General features: G+C 68.6%; 6 protein-coding genes. 2 read left to right on the forward strand and 4 right to left on the reverse strand.

All coding sequences use genetic code 11. From position 1 onward, the window contains the following. Both G3N92_RS27450 and G3N92_RS27455 read right to left on the reverse strand, forming a co-directional pair. On the reverse strand, positions 1 to 3,154 hold a 3,154-nt coding region (locus G3N92_RS27450; RefSeq protein WP_241015052.1), incomplete at its 3' end, for an efflux RND transporter permease subunit. Next, the gene (locus G3N92_RS27455; protein WP_206130729.1) at positions 3,151 to 4,254 is read right to left on the reverse strand and encodes an efflux RND transporter periplasmic adaptor subunit; all 1,104 of its coding nucleotides are present in this window, start codon (positions 4,252 to 4,254) and stop codon (positions 3,151 to 3,153) included. The genes G3N92_RS27455 and G3N92_RS27450, both read right to left, overlap by 4 nt. A gap of 198 nt (positions 4,255 to 4,452) precedes the next feature. Between G3N92_RS27455 and G3N92_RS27460 the strand changes: the two genes are divergently transcribed. Then, positions 4,453 to 5,073 (forward strand): TetR/AcrR family transcriptional regulator, encoded by a 621-nt coding sequence (locus G3N92_RS27460; protein ID WP_206130730.1) that lies wholly within the window; start codon positions 4,453 to 4,455, stop codon positions 5,071 to 5,073. Positions 5,074 to 5,154: 81 nt separating this feature from the next. On the opposite strand, the gene G3N92_RS27465 is transcribed toward G3N92_RS27460, so the two are convergent. After that, on the reverse strand, positions 5,155 to 6,891 hold the full coding sequence (locus tag G3N92_RS27465; protein WP_206130733.1) for a ClcB-like voltage-gated chloride channel protein: 1,737 nt from the start codon (positions 6,889 to 6,891) through the stop codon (positions 5,155 to 5,157). Positions 6,892 to 7,003: 112 nt separating this feature from the next. Further along, a complete protein-coding gene (locus G3N92_RS27470) occupies positions 7,004 to 8,077 on the reverse strand; it encodes a YeiH family protein (RefSeq protein WP_206130731.1) in 1,074 nt (357 codons plus the stop codon). Between the two features lie 114 nt (positions 8,078 to 8,191). Between G3N92_RS27470 and G3N92_RS27475 the strand changes: the two genes are divergently transcribed. After that, a partial coding sequence (locus G3N92_RS27475) for a LysR family transcriptional regulator (protein ID WP_206130732.1) occupies positions 8,192 to 8,401 on the forward strand: 210 nt, incomplete at its 3' end.

An 8,401-nucleotide genomic window follows, 5' to 3' on the forward strand; every position in this document is an offset into this window, starting at 1 on the left:
TTGAGGCTCCGTGAGGCGTGGCGGACGGCGGCGGCGTGCGGTTCGGATCGTCCTCGCGTTCGCTCGATTTGACGCGGAACCACGTCGCGTACAGCGCGGGCAGATAGAACAGCGTCAGCACGGTGGCGCTGCTGATGCCGCCCATCAGCGCGGTGGCCATCGGCCCGAAGAAGTTCGAGCGCAACAGCGGGATCAGCGCCAGCACGGCGGCCGCGGCGGTCAGCGTGATCGGCCGGAAGCGCCGCACGGTGGCGCCGACGATCGCGTCGAAACGCCGGTGCCCGCCGGCGATGTCCTGCTCGATCTGGTCGACCAGGATCACCGAGTTGCGCATGATGATGCCGAACATCGCGATCACGCCGAGCATCGCGACGAAGCCGAACGGCTGGCCGAACAGCAGCAGCGTGGCGGCCACGCCGATCAGGCCGAGCGGGGCGGTCAGCACCACCATCAGCACGCGCGAGAAGCTCTGCAACTGGATCATCAGCAGCGTCAGCACGGCGATCGCGAGCAGCGGCATCTGCGCGTTGATCGACGCCTGCGCCTTGCCGCTTTCCTCCACCGAGCCGCCGATCTCGATCCGGTAACCCACGGGAAGTTGCGCGCGCAACGTGTCGAGCTGCTTGTCGATCGTCTTGGTCACGTCGATGCCCTGAGCGCCGGCGCGCACGTCGGATTGCACGGTGATGGTAGGCTGGCGGTCGCGCTCCCACACCACGCCGTATTCGAGCGTGTTGCGGAACTGGCCGAGCGAGCCGAGCGGCACCGGGCCGTTCGGGGTGGGCATCGCGAGCGTGGCCAGGCGCGACGGATCGATGCGTTCGGCCTTCGGCGCGCGCAGGTCCACGGCGATCAGCTTGTCGCGTTCGCGATACTGCGTGACGGTGGTGCCCTGCAGCGTCATGGCGAGGAAGCTCGACACGTCCTGCGACGTCACGTTCAGGTCGCGCGCCTTCTTCTGATCGAGCTCGAAGCGCACCGAGCGCTCGGCCGGCTCGTCCCAGTCGAATTGCACGTTGAACGAACGCGGGTCGTGACGCACCTGCGCCGCCACCTTCTCGGCGATCGCGCGCACCGTGGCGATGCTGTCGCCGCTCACGCGGAACTGCACCGGGTAGCCCACCGGCGGGCCGTTCTCGAGCCGCGACAGGCGCCAGCGGATCGCCGGGAAGTGATCGTGCAGCTCGGTGCCGAGCCAGGTGGCGAGCTTCTCGCGATCCTTGACCGATTTCGCCGTCACCACCAGTTGCGCGAAGTTCGGCTGCGCCAGTTGCTGATCGAGCGGCAGGTAGAAGCGCGGCGCGCCGGTGCCGACGAAGCTGACCGTGTGATCGATCTCGGGCCGGCCCGTCAGCGCCTTCTCGAGCAGCTTGGTCTGCGCGAGCGTGGCCGGGAACGAGGCGCCTTCGGGCAGCCGCACGTCGATCAGCAACTCGGGGCGGTCCGAGCTCGGGAAGAACTGCTGCGGAATCTGCGAGAAACCGAACAGCGCGACCACGAACAGCGCCACGGTGATGCCCAGCACGATGAACCGCTGCTCGATGCACCAGCCGATCCAGCCGCGCAGGCGGCCGTAGAAGCGCGTGTCGTAGATGTCGTGCGCCTCGTGATGATCGTCGTGATGGGCCGCATCGTGCGCGGCGTGCTCGCGCTTGCGTTCGGGCAGCAGGTGATAGCCGAGCAGCGGAATCAGCACCACGGCCGCGATCCACGACGCGATCAGCGCGATCGCCGACACCTCGAAGATCGAGCGCGTGTATTCGCCGGTGCTCGATTGCGCGAGCGCGATCGGCAGGAAGCCCGACACCGTGACGAGCGTGCCGGTCAGCATCGGGAACGCCGTGCTGGTATAGGCGAACGCGGCGGCGCGGGTGCGGCTGAAGCCTTGCTCCAGCTTCACGGCCATCATCTCGACGGCGATGATCGCGTCGTCCACCAGCAGCCCGAGCGCCAGCACCAGCGTGCCGAGCGACACCTTGTGCAGGCCGATGCCGAACAGATACATGAACAGCGCCGTGACGGCCAGCACGATCGGGATCGAGATCACCACCACCATGCCGGTGCGCAGCCCGAGCGACACGAGGCTCACCACCAGCACGATGCCGATCGCCTCGGCCACCGCTTCGAGGAAGTCGTCCACCGAATGCGACACCGCCAGCGGCATGCTCGACACCTCGGTCAGCTTGAGGCCGGCCGGCAGTTGCGTGCGCAACTGCGCGGCGGTGGCTTCGAGCGCCTTGCCGAGCCGGATCACGTCGCCGCCGGGCTGCATCGTCACGCCGATGCCGAGCACCGGGTGGCCGTTGGCGCGCATCTGCGTGACGGTCGGATCGTCGTAGCCGCGCTTGACGGTGGCGATGTCGCCGAGCCGGAACGTGCGGCCGTTGATGCGCACCACCATGTCGGCCAGCTGCTCGACCGTGCCGAACTGGCCGCTCGGGCGGATGTAGACGCGATCGTTCGAGGTGGTCAGCACGCCCGACGACGCCACCGCGTTCTGGTCGTTGATCGCCTGGCCCAGTTGCGTGGGCGAGATGCCGAGCCGCGTGAGCCGCGCGTTGTCGATCTCGACGAAGATCCGCTGATCGGGGTCGCCGAAATAATCGACCTTGCCCACGCCGGGCACGCGCAGCAGCACGGTGCGCAACTGATCGGCGTAGTCGTGCAGTTGCGCGGGCGAGAAGCCGTCGCCGTCGAGCGTCCAGATGTTGGTGTAGACGTCGCCGAATTCGTCGTTGAAGAACGGGCCCTGCACGCCCTGCGGCAGCGTGGACGCAATATCGCCGACCTTTTTGCGGATCTGGTACCAGGTTTCGGGCACGTCCTTGACCGGCGCCGAATCCTTCATCGTGAAGAAGATCATCGATTCGCCGGGGCGCGAATAGCTGCGCACGAAATCGATGGCCGGCGTTTCCTGGAGCTTGCGGCCGATCCGGTCGGTCACCTGTTCCTGCACCTGGCGCGCGCTCGCGCCGGGCCAGAAGGTGCGGATCACCATCACGCGGAACGTGAACGGCGGATCCTCCGATTGCGCCAGGCGCGTGTAGGCCAGCACGCCGGCCAGCGTGGCCAGCACGATCAGGTAGACGACCAGCGCCTGATGGCGCAGCGCCCAGGCGGAGAGATTGAAACGGCTTTCCTCGCGTTCGCTCATGACGCGCCATCCTCCGCGTGCAGCGGCGCCACGGCGCGCACCTTCTCGCCGGCGCTGACGGTATGCACGCCTTGCTGCACCACGCGGTCGCCGGCCTGGATGCCTTGCGAGACGGTGACGGTGTTCTCGCCGTAGCGCGTGACCGTCACGCGGCGCAGTTCGAGCGTGTCGTCCTGGCGCAGCACCCAGACGGCCGGATTCGGGCCCTGGTGGAACAGCGCGGTGGACGGCAGCGTGTAGCGCGCGCCGTCGGCCGGCGCGCCGGCCAGCGCGACGTCGGCGGTCATGCCGAGCTTGACGGCGGGATCGGGGTTCTCGAGCGTGAGCCGCACGCGATAGGTGCGGCTTTGCGGATCGGCGGCCGGCGCGATTTCGCGCACGCGCGCCGTCAGGCGCCGGCCCGGCAGCGCGGGCAGCGTGACGGCCGCTTCATGGCCCGGCTTCAGCAGCGCGAGCGTGGCTTCGGGCACGTCGGTCACCACGTCCACCTCGCCCGACCAGGCCAACTGATAGACGGCCTGCCCGGCGGACACGTTCTGGCCGGTGTCGGCCTGCTCGGCCGTGATGTAACCGGCGTGGTCGGCCGTGAGCGTCGTGTACTGAAGCTGATTCCTCGACAGCGCGAGCTGCTGCGCCGCCTGATCGCGCTGGGCGCGCGCCGAGGCATAGGCGTTCTCGGTCTGTTCGAGCTGGGCCGGAGCGATCAGGTTTTCGCGGGCCTGCGCGCGATCGCGTTCGACCTGTTGCTGCGCGTAGGTCAGCGCATGCGTGGCGGCCTCGAACTGCGCCTGCGCGCTGGCGGCATTCTTTTCGGAATCCGACGGATCGAGGCGGGCGAGCGCCTGGCCTTTCTTGACGGTGTCGCCGAGCCGCACGCTGCGCTCGACGATCTTGCCCGCCACGCGGAACGACAGCGGTGTGGCGTAGCGCGGCTCGATATCGCCGGGCAGCGTGGCGGCGAGCGTCGCGCCGTCGGCGCTGACCGGCGTGGCCACCACCGGGCGCGGGGCGGGCGGCGGCCCGTTGTCCTTCGGATGACATGCTGCGACGAGCAGCGCGGCGCCGATGAAGACGACTGCGCGGGATCCGGATGCGTTCACGGCAACCTCATGAGGAAGAGCGGGCGGCGTTGCAACCGGCGCGAGGCACTGGCCGCAACGAGCGGCGGCGCCCGCCGCCGGCGGCCTGTCGGGCCGGGGGCGAGCGCCTGTATCTTGAAAACAGCGATGAATTCTAATACACAGTTGTATCTGAATGCAAAGCTGGATCTTTCGGAATTTGGTGCTAGACTTCGCGCCATGAAACCGAAGCGCTTGACCCGCGAGCAGAGCAAGGACCAGACGCGCGAGCGTCTGCTCAGTTCCGCGAACGCGATATTTACGAAGAAGGGGTATGTCGCGGCGAGCATCGAGGACATCGCGGCCGCGGCCGGTTACACGCGCGGCGCGTTCTATTCGAATTTCGGCGGCAAGGCCGAACTGCTGCTCGAACTGCTGAAGTGCGATCACGAGGCGATGCGCGCCGAGTTGCAGCAGATCTTCGATTCGGGCGGCACGCGCGAGGAAATGGAAGCGCGCGCGCTGACCTTCTACAGCCAGTTCATCCGTTTGAATCCGGCCTTCATGCTGTGGGCCGAAGCGAAGCTGCAGGCCGCGCGCGACGCGAAATTCCGCACCCGCTACATCGCGTTCATGCGCGAGAAGATCGAGGACATGGCCGCCACCATCGAGTTGTTCGCCGAGCGCGCGGGCACGCCGCTGCTGCTGCCGGCCGAGCAGCTCGCGGTGGGCTTGATGGGGTTGTGCGACGGCATCCAGGCGATCCACCAGGCCGATCCGCAGTTCGTGTCGCTCGACATGACCGAAGCCACGCTGAGCGGCTTCTTCTCGCACGTGGTGCTCGGGCGCGCGCCCGGTTGAATGCGTGCGAGGCGGCGCGAGCGCCGCCGTCTCTTCTGTTTCGAATTCCCCGCTTTTTATCGCCCTGCCGGACGCTGCCGCTCAGCGGTTGCCGTTCAGGCGGCGGTACGCGTCGAGCAGCGATGTCTTGTAGACCACCCCCGCCAGCACCGGCGCGGCCGCCGATTCGATCACCGGCAGCCGCTCGCCCTGGAAGCACATGAAGTGTTCGAGCGCGGCGCCCAGCGGCATGTCGGGCGTGAGCAGCGGAAACGGCGTATGCGTGTAGTCGGCCGCCGTCTTGTGCTGCGTGTCGCGGCCCTCGAGCAGATCGGACGTGATGTCCTTGAGCGCCACCGCGCCGCGGAAGGTGTCGTCGGCGTCGGTCACGTACAGATACTTGACCGGATATTCGAGGAACACGCGCGTCATGTCGGCCACCGAGGCGTCGGGGCGCACGACGGTTTGCGCCGGCTGGATCAGCGCGCGCATCTGCGTGGAGGCCAGGCGCCGACGCTCTTCCTCGTCGCGATGGCGGCGCAGCGTGATTTCGTACATCGAGGTCTGGCCGAGCGCGCGCGCCGCGAAGTAGGCCACCACGCACGACACCATCAGCGGCAGCACCACCTGATAGCTCAGCGTCATTTCGAAGATCATGATGATCGCCATCAGCGGCGCCTGCGTGGCGCCCGCCATGAACGCGCCCATGCCGACGATCGCATAGGCGTAGGACGCCGACACATGCCCCGGCAGCAGCATCTGCATGCCGAGCCCGAACAGCGAGCCGGCCGCCGCGCCCACGAACAGCGTGGGCGTGAAGATCCCGCCGACCGCGCCCGATCCCGAGGTGGCCGCGGTGGCCAGCAGCTTGAACACCAGCACGATCACGAGCGCCTGCCAGGTCCACGGCGCGTGCAGGATCGAGTTCACCACGCTGTAGCCGTTGCCCCACACGTCGGGCACCCAGATCGAGATCACGCCGACCACCAGCCCGCCCAGCGCGAGCCGCACCGGCAGCGGCGCGGGCAGCTTGCGGAACTGCGATTTCGAAGCGGCCAGCAGGCGCAGGAACTGCGGCGCGGCCGCGCCGCACAGCAGGCCGAGCGCGACGAACGCCAGCACCTCCACGCCCGTGACGGCCGGGAACACCGGCATTTCGTACGGCGGCTTGTAGCCGGCGAACTCGCGCATCGTGATGTTGGCCACCACCGAGGCGACCAGCATCGGCCCGAAGCTTTCCATGGCGATCGCGCCGAGCACGATCTCGCCGACGAAGAACGCGCCGGCGATCGGCGCGTTGTAGGCCGAGGTGATGCCGGCCGCCGCGCCGCAGGCCACCAGCAGCCGCAGCCGCGGCGGATCGAAGCGCGCGACGCGGCCCACCAGCGAGGCGGCCAGCGCGGCGAGCTGCACCATCGGCCCTTCGCGGCCGATCGAGCCGCCGCTGCCGATCGTCAGCAGCGACGACGCGCTGCGCCAGAGGCTGTCCTTGACGGGCACCACGCCGTCGCCGAGCGCCACGGCCTCCATGTAGTCGGCGCCGCCCGCTTTCTTCGCGCTGCCGCGTTGCGCGAGCAGCAGCACGCAGCCGGCCAGGAAGCCGCCCGCGGCCGGCAGCCAGACGCGCACCTGCCAGGGCAGCCGCTTGGCCATCTCGACGAAGCTGCCGCTCGAACCGGACACGAGGCGCTGGATGGTGTCGATGCCTTCGCGGAACAGGATCGTCGCGAAGGCGCCGCTGATGCCGGCGATCACCGACCAGATCAGCATCGTGTGGGCGTCGGACAGGCGGAACAGCGTTTGGGCGCGCGTGCGCAGCTTCAGCAGAAAGGACAGCACGAGGTGGTGGGGAGCGCGGAGAAAGTCGAGGGCAAGCATAGCACCGCGCCGCGCCGGCCGGACGGTTCCGGCGGGCGCGGCGCGGGCTGCGAGGCGAGGGGAGCGGGCGTCGTCAGCCAAGCCAGCGCTCGACGAGCCAGGTGATGCCGAAACCGCCGACGATCAACCAGAGGTAGAGCACGAAGCCGGCGGTCAGCGCACGCGGGCCGGCGGCGCGGATCTGGTCGAGGCGCGTTTCGATGCCGAGCGCCGTCATGGCCATGGTCAGCGCGAACGTGTCGAGCGTGTTCAGCGTGTGGATGGCCGGCTCGGGCAGCACGCCGAGCGAATTGATCACGACGAACCCGAGGAAGCCGAGCGCGAACCAGGGCACCGCGAGCTTGCGCTTGCCGTGGCCGGCCGCCGCGCCGCTGGCCGAACGGGCCGAGTGGGCGAGCCAGGCGCCGAGCACGAGCAGCACCGGCACCAGCAGCATCACGCGCGTCATCTTGACGATGGTGGCGGTGTGCACCACCTGCGCGTTGACGTCGCTCGCCGCGCCCACCACCTGCGCGACCTCGTGGATCGTGCCGCCGAAATAGAGGCCGAGGCCCTGCGTGTCGAGCGGGATCCAGCCGGCATGCCAGGCGATCGGATAGGCGAACATCGAGAGCGTGCCGAACAGCACCACGCTGCCCACCGCCATCGCGCTCTGGTGCGGCTTCGATTGCAGCGTCGATTCGAACGCAAGCACCGCCGCCGCGCCGCAGATCGCGCTGCCGGCCGCCGTCAGCATGGCCGTGTCGCGGTCGAGCTTGAGGATCCGGGTGCCGACCCAGGTGCCGATCGCGAGCGTGCTGACCACCACCAGCACCGAGACGGCCAGCCCCGGCAGCCCCACCTGCGCGATTTCCTGCAGGCTCACGCGCAGCCCGAAGAACGCCACCGCGATGCGCAGCAGCTTGCGCGCCGAGAAGTTGATGCCGGCCGCCCAGCTTTCCGGCATGCCGTCGCGCAGCGCGTTGCCGTAGACGGTGCCCGCGATGATGCCGACGATCAGCGGCGACAGCCCGAGCCGCTCGATGGCCGGCAGCCCGGACAGGCTGGTCACGGCGGCGGCGAACAGGGCGACGAACAGCACGCCGTTCAACTGGCCGCGCACGGACGGCGCGGCGGCGTGCGGCAGGGTGGGATGGGCGGTGGACATGAGGCGGGCGATTCCGGGTGTCGATGCGATGGGCTTAATCCTAATTTGGATATATCGATATGAAAAATTGTGATTAGTGACATCGACTATCGGAAATTCTGATATTTTCCCGGCATGACCCCGGATCAACTGATAACGTTCGCCACCGTCGCCGAGTTGCGCAACATCAGCCGCGCGGCCGATGCGCTGCATCTGTCGCAGCCCGCCGTGTCGGGCCAGCTGCGCCAGTTGCAGGACGAATTCGGCGAGCCGCTCTACGTGCGCGACGGTCGCGGCGTGCGGCTCACGCCGGTGGGCGAGGCGCTCGCGCCGCTGGCCGCGCAG

Origin of the sequence: Burkholderia sp. Ac-20379, assembly GCF_017104645.1 — a bacterium.
Taxonomy (GTDB): domain Bacteria; phylum Pseudomonadota; class Gammaproteobacteria; order Burkholderiales; family Burkholderiaceae; genus Burkholderia.

What these genes read in the sequence shown, in the direction of transcription:
- G3N92_RS27470 (WP_206130731.1), bottom strand. Translation starts at nt 8,077, where the DNA reads ATGTCCACCGCCCATCCCACCCTGCCGCACGCCGCCGCGCCGTCCGTG.
- G3N92_RS27460 (WP_206130730.1), top strand. Translation starts at nt 4,453, where the DNA reads ATGAAACCGAAGCGCTTGACCCGCGAGCAGAGCAAGGACCAGACGCGC.